The following is a 17,998-nucleotide window of genomic DNA, read 5'->3' on the forward strand; positions in this document are numbered from 1 at the left end:
GTTCAATTTACGATTTTGTGAGGGTATTCCATGTTACTCACCTGTTAAATAGATTAGTTTGCAGAAGCTTACACACGTTTACTTCATGCCAGGTATGGCTGCAGCCCCAACGATTTTTGAAAACCTGATTTTACCTGCAGAAAAGTATGAAACGCATTTGCTCGAATGGGTAATTCCTGAAGTCAATGAATCGCTTGAAGATTATGCGAAAAGGATGCTTCAATTTATCGAGCATGAAAACATAGTTTTGATTGGAGTTTCTTTTGGAGGGGTTATTGTACAGGAAATGGCGAAGTTTCTGGATCTTCAAAGATTAATTATCATATCTAGTGTGAAGTGTACGAACGAGTTGCCGCCACGTATGAAATTTGCCGCCAAGACAGGATTGTTTAAAATTGTTCCTACCAGCCTGGCTAATTACGTGGATCAGTTTGAGAAGTATGCTATTGGACCTTTTTTAAAAAAGCGTGCGAAATTATATAAGCAGTACATCAGTATTACAGACAAGCAGTATCTGGATTGGGCTATCAAACAAATGGTGAACTGGAAGTGCGAAAAGCCAGATGAAAAGGTGATTCATATTCACGGAGATCAGGATGAAGTCTTTCCTGTAAAGAATATTGAGCATGCAATCATTGTAAAAGGTGGGACGCATATTATGATCGTAAACAGGTTCAGGTGGTTCAATGAAAATCTGCCTGGTATTATTGAAAATGGTAAAATGAAAAAAAGAACTTAAATTATAGATTATGAATTTATTGAAAAGCGCATTGGTATTTGTAGGAATTCTGACGGTTCTGGGAGTAAGCATCAATGCCTATGTACAGGATGGCGAATTAAATTCAAATAACTCCAGAAATTCCTCGAAGGATACCATCAGGGATCGTAGTGTAGCTAATAATTACCGAATCAAGGCCCTGCCTGTTCCTGAAAATCTTGACTTTGCGGGGGAGCCTGTGCCACTGGAAGATCCAGATGTTTATGAAAGAATGGACAGGGAACTGCTGGTGAATACTTACTGGCAGTCGAATGCTTTGCTGCTTATAAAACGTGCCAACAAGTTTTTCCCTATTATCGAGCCTGTTTTGAGGGAAGAAGGAATTCCTGAAGATTTTAAATACCTTGCCGTGATTGAAAGTGGTTTGACCCAGGCTGTATCACCTGCCAAGGCCGTAGGTTTCTGGCAAATTCTTGAAGGCACTGGGAAAGAGTATGGTTTGGAGATCAATTCTAATGTTGATGAACGTTACAATATTGAAAAGTCCACACGGGTAGCAGCAAATTACCTTAAAAAAGCGAAAGCACGTTTTGGATCCTGGACTCTTGCTGCAGCCTCCTACAACGCCGGGCAGTACGGAGTGGATAAGCAACTGGATAGACAGAAGGTCGATGAGTATTATGAGTTGTTGTTAGGAGAGGAAACCGGCAGATATGTATTTCGAATTCTGGCTCTAAAAGAGATTATGAATAATCCCGCGAAATATGGATTTGATTATGAAGAAGCAGATCTATATGCACCAATACAGCTGAAAAAAGTAAAGGTTGATACAGCCGTAGCAGATTTCCCAGATTTTGCCAGGAACTTCGGTATTAACTACAAAACCCTGAAGATTCACAATCCATGGTTAAGAGATGATCATCTTAACAATGCTTCCCGAAAAACCTATTTTATAGATATTCCTGAAGAAGGAGAGTATCCTAAATTGGATTAATCCAGACTTACATTATCTGCATAAACTTCATCGTACTCGGGAACCAGGTTTTTTGAAATCGAGGTTTCCAGTGCGATGTAATTTTTTTGATAGGCTGTTTCGAGGTCTGTCGCTGGTCCAGAGAATACACTTCTGCGAATGGAAGTGATCCGTTTGTCTTCGGAAAGTAAGAAGCATGTAGGAAGCCCTAATGAATGCTTTAGCTGTTTTACTACGAAACCAGCATTATTTTCAGATTCATCTACAAAAACGACGGAAATTTCAGAATTAAACTGATCTGAAAGCTCCTTGACAGTCTTTCGCTTATCCCAAAACAAAATAACGAAATCGACTTTATCAGAATATTCCTTCGCCAGTTTATTGATTGCCGGGATCTCCCCTTTAGCAGGAATACACCAGCTGGCGTAGGTAATTAAAAAAGTAGGTTTATTAAAATCGTACAGCTCTACTTCACGATTACGCAGATTTCTGAATTTAAAGTTATTCATGTAAGATCCTGCAAGTTTTTCCGAAGTGAAACTTTCGAAAAGCTGCTTAGCCTTCTCATATTCATTGGCTTTGAACGCAGCATCTGCTTTTTTATTATAGTCAGATAAATGTTCAAATAATGCCTCAGTAAAATAATATTTCTCGTCCAGATCTTGCTGGGAAAATAGGAGGGAAGTTGTAAAAAGAAGCGTTAACGATAGTAACAGTCTTTTCATAATCAAATTTTGGGGCTGGTTCCCTAAAAGTATTATGAATAAAGGCGGTTTAGAAAAATACTCGTTTAAATACCCATTTAATTGTTGAAAGAAATAATTAGTGAATAAAAACTTAATTAGATCTTTTTCATTTGCTCCTTCATCATTCGAATCTGGTCATTCATCATCCCGTGCTTGTCCAGTTTTTTAGCTTCACTAAGCAGGGTCGTTGCTTCTCTTTTTCTCCTTTTTGTCATCGCGATTCCAGCCAGGTTCAATTTGGCCATGGCCAGATCATGATCCATGGATAGTCCAAGTTTTATTGCGCGTCTAAAGAATTTTTCAGCCTGCGTCATGTTGGTTTGAGAAACCATTAGACCATGAAGATACCAGTAATATCCTTGCTGCTTTGGCACCAGGGCCTGCTCAGGATCCTTAATTTTGTCAAGCCATTTCTTAGCACCTGCAAAATCCTGCTTTCTTAGCTTCAGAAATGCCAGAAGAATCATCTCATTCTTAAAATATAGAAAAATGAATATTCCGGAAAGCAGAATCAAAGCAATTCCATTTCCAATTTCACCCTCAATAAATTGCCATATTGCAACGGCGATTAGCAATCCTGCGATAATTAACTTGATATTTTTATTGAACATAGATAAAATTGTTTTGCGGCGGCAAAGGTAGTAAAAACTATTAAAAATTTTTATGTTTAGTATTTGCAGTACATAAAAAGCTTTGTATATTTGCACGCAGTTTTTAAGACAGATAAACGAATTTTAGAAGATAAAAGATATTCACAATGAAAAGAACGTTTCAACCATCCAAAAGAAAAAGAAAAAACAAGCATGGCTTTAGGGAGCGTATGGCTAGCGCCAACGGTAGAAAAGTCCTTGCTAGAAGAAGAGCTAAAGGAAGAAAGAAACTATCTGTATCTTCTGAAAACAGACATAAGCATTAATGATTTTTATTCATTGAAATATTAAAGGTGTTACTTTTTGAGTAACGCCTTTTTTTATACCCTTACGCTTCTTAATTTTATAGAACACAACTATCAACACGATCAAATCTTAATCATGCCTAAAAACAACAACATCAAGTGCGTTTTAATCATTGGTTCTGGTCCAATTATCATTGGACAGGCCTGTGAGTTCGATTACTCAGGTACTCAATCTCTTAGATCTCTTCGAGAAGACGGTATCAAGACTATTTTAATCAATTCCAATCCTGCAACGATCATGACCGATCCTTCCATGGCCGATCATGTTTACTTAAAACCGCTTACCACTAAGTCCATCATAGAAATTCTTAAGGATCATCCTGAGATTGACGCTGTGCTGCCAACTATGGGAGGCCAGACGGCTTTGAACTTATGTATTGAAGCAGACGAAAAGGGAATTTGGAGTGATTTTAATGTAAAGCTTATTGGTGTTGATATAGATGCGATCAATATTTGTGAAGATCGTGAGCAGTTTAAACAATTAATGGGAAGACTTGGAGTGCCTGTGGCTCCGGCAAAAACTGTTACTTCCTACCTTCAGGGTAAGGAAGTTGCACAGGAATTTGGTTTTCCTCTGGTAATACGAGCCTCATTCACACTTGGTGGAGGTGGAGCCAGTTTTGTGCACAGAGCTGAGGATTTTGACGAAATGCTTTCCAGGGGTCTTGAAGCGTCTCCAATTCATGAGGTGTTGATCGATAAGGCTTTGTTGGGCTGGAAAGAATACGAGCTCGAGCTTTTGAGAGACAAAAATGATAACGTAGTAATCATCTGTGCTATTGAGAATATGGATCCAATGGGGATCCATACCGGTGATTCGATCACTGTTGCACCTGCCATGACCTTGAGCGATAAAACGTATCAGAGAATGCGTGATCTTGCTATAAAGATGATGCGAAGTATCGGTGATTTTGCTGGAGGTTGTAATGTTCAGTTTGCGGTGAGCCCTGATGAAAAGGAAGATATTGTAGCTATTGAAATTAATCCGAGGGTGTCGAGATCTTCGGCCCTGGCTTCTAAAGCTACGGGGTACCCGATCGCAAAAGTAGCTACCAAGCTAGCTTTGGGTTATAACCTTGATGAACTTGAAAATCAGATCACCAAATCAACGTCAGCCTTATTCGAACCTTCTCTGGACTATGTGATCGTTAAGATCCCACGCTGGAACTTCGATAAATTTGAAGGATCAGATCGCACCTTAGGTCTTCAGATGAAATCTGTAGGTGAGGTGATGGGAATAGGACGCTCATTTCAGGAGGCGTTGCACAAAGCGACTCAATCACTGGAAATTAAGCGTAACGGACTTGGAGCTGATGGGAAGGGTTATAAGGATTATGACCAGATCATCGATAAATTAACCAACCCTAGCTGGGATCGCGTATTCGTGATCTACGATGCCATACAGATGGGGATTCCGTTAAGCAGAATTCATGAAATCACCAAGATCGATATGTGGTTCCTGAAACAATATGAGGAGCTGCATGCGCTGGAAGTGGAGATCACTAAGTACGATAAGGATAACCTTCCAAAAGACCTTCTGCTTGAAGCTAAACAAAAGGGTTTTGCAGACAGGCAGATTGCCCATATGCTCGACTGCCTGGAAAGCGAAGTTTATAAAAAGAGGGAAGAATTACAGATCAATAGGGTTTATAAACTCGTAGACACCTGTGCCGCAGAATTCAAAGCCTTGACTCCATATTATTATTCAACATTCGAAGAAGGAATTCGTTCGAAAGAAGGAGAATACTATACAGATAATGAGAGCAAGGTTTCAGACAAAAAGAAAATTATTGTTCTTGGTTCTGGTCCTAACAGGATTGGACAGGGGATAGAATTTGATTACAGCTGTGTTCACGGGGTCCTTGCCGCTGCAGAATGTGGTTATGAAACCATCATGATTAACTGTAATCCTGAAACCGTTTCTACAGATTTCGATACGGCAGATAAACTTTATTTTGAACCTGTATTCTGGGAACATATATATGATATCATTCAGCATGAAAAACCTGAAGGAGTCATCGTGCAACTTGGTGGACAAACCGCTCTTAAACTTGCGGAAAAGCTGGATCGTTATGGCGTCAAAATCATGGGAACAAGTTTTGAAGCTTTAGACCTGGCTGAAGACAGAGGAAGTTTTTCAACGTTATTGCAAAAAAATGATATTCCTTATCCAGATTTTGGAACTGCAGAAAATGCAGACGAAGCCCTGAAACTTGCTGAAGAACTTGATTTTCCTATTCTGGTAAGACCATCCTATGTTCTTGGTGGACAGGGAATGAAGATCGTTATTAATAAGGATGAACTGGAGGCTCACGTAGTAGACCTGCTAAGAAAAATTCCGAATAACAAGTTATTGCTGGATCATTACCTGGATGGGGCGATAGAGGCAGAAGCAGATGCGATCTGTGATGGCGAAGATGTATATATAATCGGGATCATGGAGCATATTGAGCCGTGTGGTATTCATTCCGGTGATTCTCACGCTTTGTTACCGCCTTTCAACCTTGGAGATCTGGTGATGCAGCAAATAAAGGATCATACCCGTAAAATTGCCCTGGCACTCAATACTGTTGGTCTCATCAATATACAGTTCGCGATCAAGGACGATAAAGTCTTTATCATTGAAGCCAATCCAAGGGCCTCGAGAACGGTGCCTTTCATTGCAAAAGCTTACAAGGAACCTTATGTGAATTATGCGACCAAAGTAATGCTGGGAGAGAAAAAAGTGAAGGATTTTAATTTTGATCCACAGCTGGAAGGTTATGCTATCAAGCAGCCTGTGTTCTCTTTCAATAAATTTTACAATGTGAACAAGCAACTTGGGCCAGAAATGAAGAGTACCGGTGAAAGCATCCTGTTTATTGATAGTTTGAAGGATGATGAGTTCTACGATCTGTATTCCAGAAGAAAAATGTACTTAAGTAAGTAATTGTAAAATTATAGACGAAAGGTCATTCTGAATGCATTGTTCAGAATGGCCTTTTTTTAATTATTGAGAATGAAAGAACTGGTGTTGATTTTTGGAGGAGTAATGGGCACGCTTGCCGTAATTCTGGGTGCCTTTGGTGCACATGCCCTGAAAAAATGGTTTAGTGAAGACCAATTAAAAAGTTTTGAAACCGGTGTTAAATATCAAATGTACCATGCGATCATATTGATCATTTCCGGGACCGTGTTTCCATTCACACAAACCGGTCAGCAGCTTGCTGCCTGGTTCTTTATGATTGGTATTGTGCTGTTCTCCTTTAGTATTTATGGCCTATCCTATACCAGTTCGATTGGGAAGAAAATGAAATTTCTAGGTCCTGTGACGCCACTGGGCGGCTTGTTTTTAATCTTGGGATGGATATTTTTCACAGTTAATATTGCTGATATTGCTTTATGTTTAAATAACTGATTATCTGCAATCTGTACGTTTTAATATAAAGCGATCATTAAGCTTAAAATTTGTATTGCTGAAATTTGTTTTACCATTGGATTCTTCAGTGTCTGTAAAACCTTCAACAAAACCATCAGAGCTTTTTAAAAAGAAAACTTCTCTTTCTGAACTTTTCCCTTCTGAAGTAAATTGGTAGCTGGCAAACAAAGAATCATTAGATATTCTTCCTCTTATACTGCCTTTGTTCTGGTCTTTTTCGTAAAGTGAATATGCGAGATCACCTTCAACAATAGAATCATCTTTAATTCTTAAAGCCATGTAGATCGTATCCCTGTTTTCAAGATATGTATAGCATTCGATCTTCTGAATACTTTCGGTCTGTGGAGCCGCAACTTCCTGTTTTTCTACTGAAGCCTCCTCAACTTTTTCAGATACTTCAGATTTACAGCCGGATAAAAAGATGCTGATAAGCAGCAAAATGTGAATGTAGTTTTTCATAATTCAGCTTAAAAATAGAATAATTATTCAAGATCTGATTTTCTGGTTCTGTATTTTTCAGCAAACCATGCGATCAAAATGAGCTGGGTGGAATGGTAGAGCATGATAGGAAGTAGAATTAATCCGGAATTCGCAGTGCTTCCGAAGATCACCCGTACCATGACAGAGCCATGAACCAGGGATTTTTTTGTTCCGCAGAACTGGGCGGTAATAGTGTCGCGGGTATTTAATCTCAGTGCCTTACTGGCTAGCAGTGTACCGTAATATACCAGAAAAAAAAGATTGATCACGATCATGGCCATTTTTAAGATCTCTCCCCAGCTTATCGTTGCGAAAATGTTGGATGAAAAAGAATTGCTGAAACTTGTGTAAATGATGAGAATGATCGTAGCCTTATCAAAATTGCTTAGTTTTTTACTGTGTTTACTCGCCCAGGTTCCTAGAAATTTTTGAAGAAACAATCCAGTTAGTAAGGGAGCTACAATCTGGAGCATTAATTTTTGTAACACACTTAAAAAGTCAAAATCTGTTGAGCTTTCCAACACCATTCCGAGCCATAAAGGTGTTGCGAAGATCCCTAAAAGTCCGGATAAACTGGCATTGAAGATCGCTGCCGGCAAATTTCCCCTGGCCACCGCAACCATCACTACAGATGATGATACGGTTGAAGGTAAGGTTCCAAGGAAAAATAGTGCAATCCATGATTCAGATTGGAGACCTTGATCGAACAGCGGCAGGCAGGCGATACACAACATCGGGAATATTAGAAATGTGGTAAGATGGATGATGATATGAATTTTGTAATTCATCAAACCCTGTTTAAACTCTGCCGGTGATAATTTAAGTCCGTAGAAAAAAAAAATCAATCCTATACCTACATCAGTAATCAATTTTAATCGCAATAGTTCCGGACCCTGCGGTAAGAAATACGCAATGGCGATCGCGACGAATATGGCGATAATGAACCAGTTCGATCTCACGAATCCAACTCTATTTTAGCCTTGTGATCTTCCAGGATATGCAAATACTTCTCAGAAGCAAAATCGGTTTCATGAAATTCTTTTATCCTGTGATCTTTCATGTTCTTCCGTTTGATGCTTTTGGCAAAACGCCGAATTTCATCATTAGAATTCAAAATTAAGCCAGGAACTTCTATAGAGCTGCCATCTTTCTCCTTTGCAACCATGGTGAAATACGAACTATTGCAATGTTTGATATCGCCGGTTTGAATATTTTCAGACTCTACTCGAATACCAATCACCATGGAACTTCGTCCTACATAGTTCACAGAAGCCTTCATAGTCACGAGCTCACCAATTTCAATGGGTTTAAGGAAATCTACAGTGTCTACACTGGCAGTCACACAATAAGCTCCAGAATGTTTGGAGGCACAAGCGAATGCGATCTGATCCAGAAGGGACAATATATATCCTCCATGAATTTTTCCGTTGAAATTTGAATGAGAGGGCAGCATCAATTCTGAAATAACTACCTGACTAGCTTCAACGCGTTTGAAATTTTGTTGCATATTATCTTCGGAAATGTGGGCTTTGTGATTGTTCTACTCCAGTTATGAAATATTTACTATCTCCCCAGAAAAAGAAGGTGGAATAGCGTTCTACATAAGTAAGCTTTACATAATCTCCTTCGTATTCCTGAAGGTTTTTGATCACTTCATCATTTTTATCAAGAACAGAAAAACTGAAAATCTGTGCTCCGCTAATCCCCTGGCTAATTTCACCTTCCCAGGTTTTTGTGATCACTCCTTTGCGGCTGAATTTGATAAGTTCACCGCTTCTGGTTCCTTCGCTGTATGGTACAAAATATACAAAGGCATAATAAAGAAGCCAGAGTATGAATATACCGCCAAGTATAGAGAATAATGTTTTTTTCATATTATTTATTTTTTATAAATAAGATTGAGGAATTCTTCCAGTTTTGAAGGTTCCAGCCATCGGGTTACGATCATCAGTTTTTGCTTCTGGTCGATAATGATAAAATTACCACCAAATCCCGCGGCATAGAACAAATCTTTATCGATATTTTCCATGTGTCGGTCTCCCTTAGCGTTCAGCCACCACATATATCCGTAATTTGGATTTGTAAGAGAAGGTAGGACAGCTTCTGAAATTAGATCTTGTTCGATCAATCTCTGATCATTCCAGACGCCATTGTTCATAAATAGCAAACCAAATCTGGCCATATCTTCAGTATTGATGAACATCCCGCCACCTGAGTGACCGCCTCCACTAACAGATTGCATTTTGTATCCATCAATGTTTGTCCAGGAATTGTCGTACCCAAACCAGCGCCAGGAATTAGATGCGTTTATGGGATCCATGATCTTCTCTTTCAAGACAGACGGTAAGGGCTTCCTTAAAACCTGCAGTAAACTGTAAGCAAGTACGTTGACTCGTACATCATTATATTTAAAAAATGTACCCGGTTTGTTCAACTTGCGGTTTCTCCAGGTGTCCAGGTTTCCGTCATTTGCTGGTCTGTCTGCCCAGTCATAGCTATCCCATAATTCACCGCTCCAGTCAGAATTTTGCTGAAGCAGTTGTTTCCAGGTGATTTGTGAATTATGCGGCCCTCTAAAAGTATCATCCCAGATATAGGAGGAAACAGAGTGGTTGACATTTTGAATTGCATTTTCCTGCAGGGCGATGAGTGCGGTTGTGGAAAGAAAACTCTTGGTCACGCTAAAGGTCATATCAACTCTTTTTACGTCTCCCCATTCGGCGATCTTATATCCATTTTTCAGGATCAGGCCTGCGGGTCCACCGCGATGCTTTACAGGTCCCATGATCTTATGGAAAGGTTCTCGTTCAAAACCTTTTAGAATGGCCTGTTCGAGGTCTCGGGATCCGGAATATTCATTATTTTTTGCAAAGTCTATTGCTGCATCCAGGTTAAGCTCAAAAGTTTCAGGAAGCCTTTCCTCCCACAAGGTATCAGATGGGAAATAAACCTCCTGTGCCTGGCTGGCGTAGAAGAAGAGAGATAAAATTGATGTTATCCAGAATTTCATGCCTGCAAGATATTTAATTATCGTTCAAAGTTTCTGAATTTGATTTCTGAATTAGTTTTGGGTCGATCTGTTTCGAAGCTTTGGCTCCTAGTTTTTTCAAACGCTCCACTTTTCTAATGAGATTCCCTTTACCGGTTAGTTTTTTCATGGCTCCATCATACGAATTTTGCACTGTCCCGATCTGCCTACCTATTTTTTCCAGTTCAATGGTGAGATTTGTGAACGAGTCGTACAACGCACCGGCCTGATTAGCGATCTCTATAGCATTTTGCTTTTGCTTTTCATTCTGCCACATACTTTCGATGGTTCTCAAAACCGCAAGCAGGGTGGTGGGAGTTACTAAAATGATATTCTGTTCAAAGGCTTCGTTATATAGATTAGGGTTTTCATTGCTGGCCACCGCGAATGCCGCTTCAATGGGAATGAATAATAATACAAAGTCCGGACTGGCTTCTTGGTGAAGCTTCTGGTAATTCTTCCTGCTTAATTCCTGTACTCTTTGCTTTAATGCTAATAAATGATCTTTAAGCTGAACAGATTGCTCGGTAAGATCTTCCGCATTTACATATCTTTCATAAGCATTCAGGGAAACTTTTGAATCCACGATCATCTTTTTATTTCCGGGCAGGTTGATCACCACATCGGGGATCACACGCTTGCCTTCAGCGGTCGTATAACTTTGCTGTACATCGTATTCACTGCCTTTGGTGAGTCCGCTTTTCTCAAGGACACGCTCCAGGATCATCTCACCCCAGTTTCCCTGCATTTTGGTGTTCCCTTTAAGAGCTTTGGTGAGATTGTTAGCTTCTTCACTTATTTTAATGTTCTGCTCATTCAGGAATCGCAATTTTTCTCCGAGTTCTGCGTGTCTTTTGACTGAAGCGAGATTGGTGTCATTAATTTTATCTTCGAATTCTTTTAATTTTTTATCTAACGGACTCAAAATTGCAGAAATATTCTTCTGATTTAGATCGGTGAATTTTTCAGATTTTTGCTCAAAAATTCGATTAGCGAGATTCTCGAATTGCTCATTGAACTTTTCATGCAGCCTCTCAATTTCCAGTTTCAGGGTCTTACTTTTCTCTAATAAATATTCATTTTCAGCTTCTTTTTGAGTCAGTCGAATTTGAATCTCAGAACGCTCCAGTCTCAGATTCTCTAATTGCACTTCTTTCTTCTGAAGGCTTTCCGTACTTTCGATTTTGAGCTGTGAAAAATGTGAATTGTATTCTTCTAACTGTCTGTTATAATACTGTTTGTCATTATCTATCTGAAGTTTTAATTGATTGATTTGCTGAGTAGCATTCTTTAAATTTTCATTCGATTTGAAGGCTTTGAGAAAATAAGCAAACGCCAAAAGAATAATTAAAATGGACAGAGAAAGAATAATCAGATAGACCGGTTCAGGCATAAAACGATATTTTGCTAAATATAATTAAATCGGAAATTTTTAAGGACCATCAACTGGTTTTAGCTGCTAATTCTGAAGCTGGCCGATTGCCTGTCGAAGGTAATAAGTTCAGAAGGAAATAACGAATCGAATACACCTGAAGCCATCAATTCCTTCGGAGTACCAGTAAAGGCTTTCCCGTCCTTTAAGATGATTAGCTTATCACACAACTGAATGGCGAGATTGATTTCATGAGTAGCGAAAATGATCCCTTTGCCCGTAGTTTCTGTGAGTTGTTTCAGTAATTTCAGCATAAATGCTTTATGGTAAATATCAAGATGGGTGGTGGGTTCATCTAAGATGATTAAAGAAGTGTCCTGGGCAATCGCTCTGGCTATTAAGACCTTCTGAAATTGTCCGTCACTAAGCTCGTAACATTTTCTATTTGCGAGTCCTTCAATATGAACGAGCTCTATCGCATTGTGTACAGCTTCTTTATCCTTCTGGTGAAGTTTCCCGATCCAGTTCGTGTAAGGTTGCCGCCCCAAAGCGATCAATTCCCTGACGCTCAAATTTCTTGAAACATGCTGTTCAGTAAGCACCAGGCTAAGTTGTTTTGAAAGTTCTTCTGAGCTGATGTTCTGAACATTTTTTGAATTTATAATAATCTCACCCTGAAGAGGTTCTAAAGATCTACTTAAAGTTTTTAGTAAGGTTGATTTCCCGGCACCATTTACACCAATGACTGCCGTTAGTTCGTGTTCATTGACTTCAAAATCGACCTTTTCAACAATGATCTTATTCGTAGACTTTTCAGAATAACCTATGGAGAGTCCGCTTGTTTTTAAAATGCTATTTGAACTTTTGTTCTTCATTAGAAGTTAAATCTACGTTTTCTTACCAGGAGCCAGATGACCACAGGTGCTCCAATAATAGAAGTTATGGCATTTATTGGCAAACTAAACTCACTGCCTGGTAACTGAGAAACAATATCACATAATAACATTAAGATCGCCCCACCAAAGATAATCGCTGGAAACAATATGATATGATTGGCGGAAGGTATGATCTGCCTAACCAGGTGTGGGACGGCCAGGCCAATAAAGGCTATGGGACCGGCAAATGCGGTGATACTACCCGCGAGTAGGCTGGTGGCCAGAATGACCAAAAATCGATTTCTTTTAATATTTGTACCCATACTTCTGGCATATTGCTCGCCAAGCAGTAAAGAGTTGAGATTCTTTATGGATGCAAGTGTGATGAGAACACCAGTAGTCCAGAAAACAGCTAGAATTCCTACTTCTTCCCAACTCAGGTTGCCCAGGCTGCCGTAGGACCAGAATATATACTGCTGAAGATCTGCAGCGGGACTAAAGTAGGCCAGGACACTTACGATCGCAGCGGTAAAACTTGCGAACATAAGACCTATGATCAATATCGCCATAGTGTCTTTTAATTTGAGTGAGGCAACTATTACAGCTAACAGAACCAGCAAGCTTCCCAGACTCGATGCTATGACCAGACTCCATTTTGATAATAATATTGCGGCAAAACCAGCACCGAATAGTGCAGATCCCATAAATGCGATAGCAACTCCAAGGCTGGCACCACTGCTCAATCCCAGTACATACGGTCCTGCCAGCGGATTCCTGAATAAAGTCTGCATGAGCAAACCACTAACCGCCAGGCCAGATCCTGTGATCATCGCCGTTATCGCCTTGGGTAATCGGAACTCCAGAATGATATATCTCCAGGTATCCTTCTCTACCGGGAAACCTGAGAGAGAAGCAAAGACTTCAGAAAAAGGAATATTAACCGATCCCAGGCTGATATTGAGCAACAGGCAGAATAGAAGCGCCGCTCCCAGGAAAATGATGGTTAAACTATACTTTTTCCGGCTCCACATTAGTTGAGGGGTTTGAAAAACACGTTTTTATGCTCCGGAAGCAGATCAGGATGAAAGATGCTGATGAGGTCTTTCAGGATAAGGTCTGGGCGTTGTGGTCCCAGTTCATAAAAAAGAACTCCTCCGGTCGCACCTTTGGACAAGCTCACAGTATATGCCTCTTTTTGCTGTACCGCCCTGAATTTTTCATAATGTCCCGAACTCTCAGCTAACTGCGCGTAGCTTTCGAATTGTCCTGAACTAATCCAGAAATCGGCATTACCGGCTTTATCCAGAACACTTTCAAATGAAAGTGCCAGGCTGCCTTCTCCTTCAGTATCTGCATACAGGTAATTTGCATTCGCATCTTCAATAAATTGCGCCTGCCAGCTGTTTCCAAAAGGAACGTACCATTTATCATTGTACATGGAACCGGCTATGACCACTGGTTTTTCTTTAGATTCTGCTGCTAATTTTTTAGCCTGTAGATACGAAGTTTCAATACCTTCGAAAATTTCTTCAGCATCTTCATTTTTGTCAAACAGCACGCCAAAAAACCTGATCCATTCCGCTTTGCCCAACGGGGTTTTTTCAGTCCAGTCTCCGTTATAAAGTACGGGAATGCCAGTTTTCTTAATAGTTTCAAGGCTTTTATTGGATGCATCTATCGCAAATCCAACAACTACATCGGGCGATAGGTCGATCAGGATCTCTGTATTAATATTCTCGTTTTGACCAAGTTCCTGTACTCTCCCTGAGTCGATCAGTTTTCTTGTCTTTTCTGAAGAGATATAACGCGTGCCGGGGAAGCCAGTCAATTTATTTTCCAGACCCAAAGCTTCGAGCGCCGGAATATGGGTTGTGGAGGTGACTACGATATTTCTTACGGGAATTTCCAGTTTTTCATCAAAGTCGATGCTGTCTGGGATAGTAGCACCGGACTGGTGAAGTACATACCTGAAAGCTTCATTCGCTCCTGGCCACGGGGTGGCAACTTCCAGGATCTTATAATTATCATAGGATTTTATGCTAAAGCCCTCTGCATATTTAATGGAGGTGGTTTCAGGTGACTGATTTATAGTCTCCTGCCGGGATGAATTGTCCTTGCAGGAAATTAAAACGATACAAAGAATTATAAAAATAAACTGCTTCACGAACGTAATTTGGTCACCAAAAGTAAGATTATTTAAATTTTTGAAAGACTTACCAAACTTAATTGTTTATTTTCGCCTCGAAATTTTGGTTTGACGTCGATGTATTTCTGCGTTAATTAAAAGGGAATCAGGAGAAATTTGAACTTTTAAATTTCTATAGAAATAGTAATATTTCGTTTATGCCTGAGCTGTTCCCGCAACTGTAAGCTTAGCCCGTTAGGGTGGCTGCAATTATTCTTCAAACCACTGCCAGCAGGCGGGAAGGTAAATTGTAGTACGCGAGCCAGGAGACCTGCCCGAATTTCAACGAGTATCGAGTGACTTTCGGGATAAAGGTCGGCAGATTATGAACAGAACGAACTACATTTTTTTAATCTTTATTGGCATTTGCTGTATATCAGCTCGTGCTCAAAGTGATTCCATTCGCTGGTTACAGGAGGTTGAACTCAGCGACAGTAAACTTAAGAGTAACTCTTCAGGGCAGCATTTGCAATCTGTTTCAGATTCCATCGTACAATACAGTGATCCAGCACTAACGAACGTGCTTAAGTTTAATTCCCCGTTTTTCTTTAGAGAAAATGGTTTTGGAATGGTTTCTTCAGCATCTGTGCGAGGTACCGGTGCTTCTCAAACTGCTGTAGTTTGGAATGGGATTAATATAAATTCTCAATTCACCGGGCAAACCGATTTCAATACCATCAATTCCAAAACATTTGATGATATAAGTCTACGGCCTGGCGGTGGCAGTGTTCTCTACGGAAGTGGCGCCATAGGAGGAACTATTCATCTCAATAATTCTTTGAGATTCAACAATGCGAATTCAGTTTTTGTTTATGCCGGCGCAGGTAGCTTTGATACATACCAGGCAAGCGGAAACTTCCAGGCCTCGAATGAAACAACAGCACTAAATATTTCTCTTTCCGGAATACGATCAGCTAATGACTATGCTTATCCAGTGGATGGTTTTAAAAACGAAAACGCAGACTTTGATAATATAGCTCTGAATACTTCCATAGGTCACTGGCTGGCAGAAGACCACCTATTAAAATTTTATTCCAGTCTATATCAGGGCAATCGCGGCTTTTCAGGAACTGTTTTTATAGATTCCAATAGTAAATATGAAGACAGAAATTCTCGGAATTTACTGGAGTACAAGGCTTTCTTCGGAAAATTTACGAGTAGCCTAAAGTTTGCGTTGCTAAGTGAGGAGTTCAAATATTATGAGAATAGAAATTCCATGGATCATTCTTTTGGTTCGGCTGAAACAGGAATTATAAAGTATGACCTGAAATATGGGATATTTGATGACGCTTATCTCAATTTGATTGCCGATTATATTAAAATTGATGCTGAAGGCTCAGGCATTGAAAATCAGCAACGAGAGTCTTCAGGAGTGGCGCTTCTATATAATCAATCCTTAAAAGATTTTCAGTATGATCTGAGTCTTCGTATCGAAGAAACTTCAGATTTTAAATCACCGCTACTATTCTCTGTAGGATCCAAATATCAACTGACAAATAATTACCTGCTAAGATTTAACATTTCGAAAAATTATCGTATTCCAACTTTTAATGATTTGTTCTGGTTACAGGGAGGAAACCAGGATCTGCAACCAGAAAATTCGCTGCAATCTGAAATTGGAGTGGATTTCAGAAATAAAAAGTTGGAAATCAATGCGACCGTTTTCTATATAGATCTCGAAAACCTTATACGCTGGATCCCTGATGAAAACGGAGTATGGCAACCTGTAAATACGAAATCTGCTTATAATTATGGTCTGGAGCTCTTTGCCAGTTGGAAGCAGGATTTTGATCATTCTACCTTAAAAATTGATGGTACTTATGCCTTTACCAGATCTATAGATAGATCCAATGGAAATCAAATGATCTATACTCCTTTTCACAAGGCCACTACGCAAGCTTCGTACACAATCTCCAATTGGAATCTTTTTACTAGAAGTCTTTATAACGGGAAGATCTTTACTTCAGCGGATAACAATTACGAGCTTGATTCTTATGCGATAGCTGACTTCGGAATTTCCCATCAATTATCAGCGAAACCTGAACTTCGCATTGGTGCCGAGGTCAATAACCTTTTTAATAAAGACTACCAGAGTCTCCCGGGCAGATATATGCCAGGTAGATCATTTAAAACTTTTCTAACTATTAAATTTTAACCATGAATTTTAAACATTATTTCGGCCTATTGGCGTTAATTTTTTTATTGAACTCCTGTAGCGACGATGAGGATTGCTGTGTAATTCCGCCAGATGAGGAGAAGGAAGCGTTTGAAGATGGCATTTTTGTGTTGAATGAAGGCAACTTTGGTTCTGGAAATTCTTCGGTATCTTTTATTGATGAAGAAACCGGAGAAGTTCAATCCCAAATATTCAATTCAGTAAACGGCACTTCACTGGGGGACACTGCGCAAAGTATATATCTTTCCGAAGAACTGGCATTTATCATCTTGAATGTTTCGAATACGATCGAGATTGTAGATCGAAATACTTTCGAGACTATTGGTCGGATTTCAGGTAATTTACAGAATCCACGATTTGCGACGGTTTCAGGAAATTCTTTATACGTGAGTAACTGGGGAGACGCGACCAATCCCGATGATGATTATATTGCTGTCTTTGATCTAAATGACTATTCGTTGACTTCTTCCATTGCCGTTGCAGAAGGGCCTGAGAAAATAGTAGCTAATAATGGTTCGGTGTATACTGCTCATAAAGGCGGTTATAATTTTAACGATATCATTTCTGTAATCAATACTTCTACAAATGAGGTATCTACTGAAATTGAAGTAGGGGATGTGCCGACTTCCATGATCGTAGATGGTTCAAATCTAATTGTACTTTCTGCAGGGAAACCATCTTATGCAGATGTAGAGACCGCGGGAAGTTTAAGCGTAGTAGATTTGAACATGAATACCGTATTGAGTACTGCGGAATTTCCAACCTCCAGTATACATCCCGGGGACCTTATTAAAAGTGATGAAAGCTATTACTTTACAGTGGGTAAGGCTGTTTACGAATACCAAAGTGGCGGAGATCTTCCTTCCGGACCAAAATTCAGAATGGAGGAGGTAGCGTCTCTTTATGGCTTCAATGCAAAGGATGGGATGTTATATGCTGCATCTGCAAATGCAAGTTTTACCGGGAACGGTCAGGTTTTTGTTTATGACGCTTCTAATGGAAGTCTTTTAAATACTTATGAAGCCGGAATTAACCCCAACGGCGTTTATTTTAATTAATGCTGAAAAGTATT

General features: G+C 39.7%; 18 protein-coding genes and 1 riboswitch. Of the genes, 7 read left to right on the forward strand and 11 right to left on the reverse strand.

The features are described 5' to 3' along the window. Positions 1-58: 58 nt before the first annotated feature. Together G529_RS0113485 and G529_RS0113490 are read left to right on the forward strand one after the other, a co-directional pair. Positions 59-739, forward strand: coding sequence for an alpha/beta fold hydrolase (locus tag G529_RS0113485; protein WP_026916028.1), 681 nt, complete (start codon positions 59-61; stop codon positions 737-739). 10 nt (positions 740-749) lie between these two features. Further along, the gene (locus G529_RS0113490) at positions 750-1,712 is read left to right on the forward strand and encodes a lytic transglycosylase domain-containing protein (protein WP_026916029.1); all 963 of its coding nucleotides are present in this window, start codon (positions 750-752) and stop codon (positions 1,710-1,712) included. Here the strand turns inward: G529_RS0113490 and G529_RS0113495 are convergent. Together G529_RS0113495 and G529_RS0113500 are read right to left on the reverse strand one after the other, a co-directional pair. After that, complete coding sequence (locus tag G529_RS0113495) at positions 1,709-2,416, reverse strand: TlpA family protein disulfide reductase (protein ID WP_035696143.1); 708 nt, start codon at positions 2,414-2,416, stop codon at positions 1,709-1,711. The genes G529_RS0113490 and G529_RS0113495 overlap by 4 nt on opposite strands. Before the next feature lie 116 nt (positions 2,417-2,532). Continuing rightward, positions 2,533-3,048 (reverse strand): hypothetical protein, encoded by a 516-nt coding sequence (locus tag G529_RS0113500; protein WP_026916031.1) that lies wholly within the window; start codon positions 3,046-3,048, stop codon positions 2,533-2,535. Between the two features lie 146 nt (positions 3,049-3,194). Here G529_RS0113500 and rpmH point away from each other — a divergent pair, with 146 nt between their 5' ends. The 3 genes from rpmH to G529_RS0113515 all read left to right on the forward strand — a co-directional run bounded on the left by rpmH (position 3,195) and on the right by G529_RS0113515 (position 6,789). Beyond that, a complete protein-coding gene (gene rpmH, locus G529_RS0113505) occupies positions 3,195-3,353 on the forward strand; it encodes a 50S ribosomal protein L34 (RefSeq protein ID WP_011708966.1) in 159 nt (52 codons plus the stop codon). A gap of 115 nt (positions 3,354-3,468) precedes the next feature. After that, a complete protein-coding gene (carB, locus tag G529_RS0113510) occupies positions 3,469-6,321 on the forward strand; it encodes a carbamoyl-phosphate synthase large subunit (protein WP_026916032.1) in 2,853 nt (950 codons plus the stop codon). 69 nt (positions 6,322-6,390) lie between these two features. Then, positions 6,391-6,789 carry a DUF423 domain-containing protein gene (locus tag G529_RS0113515; RefSeq protein ID WP_026916033.1) on the forward strand — a complete coding sequence of 133 codons (399 nt, stop codon included), beginning with the start codon at positions 6,391-6,393 and terminating at the stop codon, positions 6,787-6,789. Here G529_RS0113515 and G529_RS16295 read toward each other — a convergent pair whose 3' ends face one another. Genes G529_RS16295 through G529_RS0113560 form a run of 9 tightly spaced genes read right to left on the reverse strand, consistent with a single transcriptional unit; the run spans position 6,790 to position 14,729 of the window. Then, positions 6,790-7,269 carry a hypothetical protein gene (locus G529_RS16295; protein ID WP_051201461.1) on the reverse strand — a complete coding sequence of 160 codons (480 nt, stop codon included), beginning with the start codon at positions 7,267-7,269 and terminating at the stop codon, positions 6,790-6,792. Between the two features lie 23 nt (positions 7,270-7,292). Next, positions 7,293-8,249 (reverse strand): bile acid:sodium symporter family protein, encoded by a 957-nt coding sequence (locus G529_RS0113525; protein ID WP_026916034.1) that lies wholly within the window; start codon positions 8,247-8,249, stop codon positions 7,293-7,295. Further along, the gene (locus tag G529_RS0113530; RefSeq protein ID WP_026916035.1) at positions 8,246-8,797 is read right to left on the reverse strand and encodes an acyl-CoA thioesterase; all 552 of its coding nucleotides are present in this window, start codon (positions 8,795-8,797) and stop codon (positions 8,246-8,248) included. Before G529_RS0113530 ends, G529_RS0113525 begins: the two co-directional genes overlap by 4 nt. 1 nt (position 8,798) lies before the next feature. Then, a complete protein-coding gene (locus G529_RS0113535; protein ID WP_026916036.1) occupies positions 8,799-9,164 on the reverse strand; it encodes a hypothetical protein in 366 nt (121 codons plus the stop codon). Between the two features lie 5 nt (positions 9,165-9,169). Beyond that, a complete protein-coding gene (locus tag G529_RS0113540; protein WP_026916037.1) occupies positions 9,170-10,300 on the reverse strand; it encodes a serine hydrolase domain-containing protein in 1,131 nt (376 codons plus the stop codon). 13 nt (positions 10,301-10,313) lie between these two features. Continuing rightward, entirely contained in the window at positions 10,314-11,711 is a 1,398-nt protein-coding gene (locus G529_RS0113545; RefSeq protein WP_026916038.1) for a DNA recombination protein RmuC, read from the reverse strand. A gap of 59 nt (positions 11,712-11,770) precedes the next feature. Continuing rightward, positions 11,771-12,565: an ABC transporter ATP-binding protein gene (locus G529_RS0113550; RefSeq protein WP_026916039.1), complete on the reverse strand. Its 795-nt coding sequence runs from the start codon at positions 12,563-12,565 to the stop codon at positions 11,771-11,773. Further along, a complete protein-coding gene (locus G529_RS0113555) occupies positions 12,565-13,596 on the reverse strand; it encodes an iron ABC transporter permease (RefSeq protein ID WP_026916040.1) in 1,032 nt (343 codons plus the stop codon). The genes G529_RS0113550 and G529_RS0113555 overlap by 1 nt, the downstream gene beginning before the upstream one ends. Then, complete coding sequence (locus tag G529_RS0113560; RefSeq protein ID WP_026916041.1) at positions 13,596-14,729, reverse strand: ABC transporter substrate-binding protein; 1,134 nt, start codon at positions 14,727-14,729, stop codon at positions 13,596-13,598. Before G529_RS0113560 ends, G529_RS0113555 begins: the two co-directional genes overlap by 1 nt. A gap of 69 nt (positions 14,730-14,798) precedes the next feature. Then, positions 14,799-15,043, forward strand: a riboswitch (cobalamin riboswitch). Positions 15,044-15,075: 32 nt separating this feature from the next. Here G529_RS0113560 and G529_RS0113565 point away from each other — a divergent pair. Then, entirely contained in the window at positions 15,076-16,905 is a 1,830-nt protein-coding gene (locus G529_RS0113565) for a TonB-dependent receptor (protein WP_026916042.1), read from the forward strand. Positions 16,906-16,907: 2 nt separating this feature from the next. Next, positions 16,908-17,984, forward strand: coding sequence for a YncE family protein (locus G529_RS0113570; protein WP_026916043.1), 1,077 nt, complete (start codon positions 16,908-16,910; stop codon positions 17,982-17,984). Positions 17,985-17,998: the final 14 nt, after the last annotated feature.

Source organism: Christiangramia portivictoriae DSM 23547, from assembly GCF_000423045.1.
Taxonomy (GTDB): domain Bacteria; phylum Bacteroidota; class Bacteroidia; order Flavobacteriales; family Flavobacteriaceae; genus Christiangramia; species Christiangramia portivictoriae.

Coding starts and splice junctions, on each gene's coding strand:
- G529_RS0113490 (WP_026916029.1), top strand. CDS start 750: ATGAATTTATTGAAAAGCGCATTGGTATTTGTAGGAATTCTGACGGTT.
- G529_RS0113495 (WP_035696143.1), bottom strand. CDS start 2,416: ATGAAAAGACTGTTACTATCGTTAACGCTTCTTTTTACAACTTCCCTC.
- G529_RS0113500 (WP_026916031.1), bottom strand. CDS start 3,048: ATGTTCAATAAAAATATCAAGTTAATTATCGCAGGATTGCTAATCGCC.
- rpmH (WP_011708966.1), top strand. CDS start 3,195: ATGAAAAGAACGTTTCAACCATCCAAAAGAAAAAGAAAAAACAAGCAT.
- carB (WP_026916032.1), top strand. CDS start 3,469: ATGCCTAAAAACAACAACATCAAGTGCGTTTTAATCATTGGTTCTGGT.
- G529_RS0113515 (WP_026916033.1), top strand. CDS start 6,391: ATGAAAGAACTGGTGTTGATTTTTGGAGGAGTAATGGGCACGCTTGCC.
- G529_RS16295 (WP_051201461.1), bottom strand. CDS start 7,269: ATGAAAAACTACATTCACATTTTGCTGCTTATCAGCATCTTTTTATCC.
- G529_RS0113530 (WP_026916035.1), bottom strand. CDS start 8,797: ATGCAACAAAATTTCAAACGCGTTGAAGCTAGTCAGGTAGTTATTTCA.
- G529_RS0113535 (WP_026916036.1), bottom strand. CDS start 9,164: ATGAAAAAAACATTATTCTCTATACTTGGCGGTATATTCATACTCTGG.
- G529_RS0113540 (WP_026916037.1), bottom strand. CDS start 10,300: ATGAAATTCTGGATAACATCAATTTTATCTCTCTTCTTCTACGCCAGC.
- G529_RS0113545 (WP_026916038.1), bottom strand. CDS start 11,711: ATGCCTGAACCGGTCTATCTGATTATTCTTTCTCTGTCCATTTTAATT.
- G529_RS0113550 (WP_026916039.1), bottom strand. CDS start 12,565: ATGAAGAACAAAAGTTCAAATAGCATTTTAAAAACAAGCGGACTCTCC.
- G529_RS0113555 (WP_026916040.1), bottom strand. CDS start 13,596: ATGTGGAGCCGGAAAAAGTATAGTTTAACCATCATTTTCCTGGGAGCG.
- G529_RS0113565 (WP_026916042.1), top strand. CDS start 15,076: ATGAACAGAACGAACTACATTTTTTTAATCTTTATTGGCATTTGCTGT.
- G529_RS0113570 (WP_026916043.1), top strand. CDS start 16,908: ATGAATTTTAAACATTATTTCGGCCTATTGGCGTTAATTTTTTTATTG.